Below are 532 nucleotides of genomic sequence, written 5' to 3' on the forward strand. Positions count from 1 at the left end.
CGGCTTGATTCCGGGGCCAGTGACATGGGAAACCGTCGGGAAAGAGGGTCAGCGCCCGCGGCTTGTCTTGCGCCGCGCCCCTCAATACGGGTTCTTCGCCCCACGATCCTCACTCAGCGACGCCTGACCGCGCTCGACAATCTTCACCGTCGCGTCCGCCAAATGCTGCCGCTGGATATGATTATCCCCCGCGGCCACCCGCAGCTTATGCGCTTCTAGCATCACCTCTGCATGGCTCGACCCACGCGGCGGGATGAAGGTATAGCAGGCCAGTTCGATCAACAGCCCCAGCGGATCTTTGAAATAGATCGAATGCATGAACCCCCGATCCTTCACGCCCGAATGTCCAATACCGCGCGCTTCCAGCCGTTCGATGATCTGATCGAACATCGCCCTGTCCACCTCAAACGCCAGATGATGCACGCAGCCGGGGTCCATCGGCGTGCGGTTATGCACGCGTTTGCGGGTCTCATTGGTAAAGATCGTGATCAAGCGACCATCGCCGGGATCAAAATACAGATGCCCCTCGTCG

Annotated in this window: 1 protein-coding gene; it reads right to left on the bottom strand. The window is 60.0% G+C overall.

What is annotated here, in order from left to right; genetic code table 11:
- Nucleotides 1-81 precede the first annotated feature (81 nt).
- A partial coding sequence (locus Q7C20_RS27100) for a VOC family protein (protein ID WP_375071228.1) occupies nt 82-532 on the bottom strand: 451 nt, incomplete at its 5' end.

Source organism: Pseudomonas sp. AMR01 (assembly GCF_041946035.1).
Classification (GTDB): Bacteria; Pseudomonadota; Gammaproteobacteria; order Pseudomonadales; family Pseudomonadaceae; genus Aquipseudomonas; species Aquipseudomonas antarctica_B.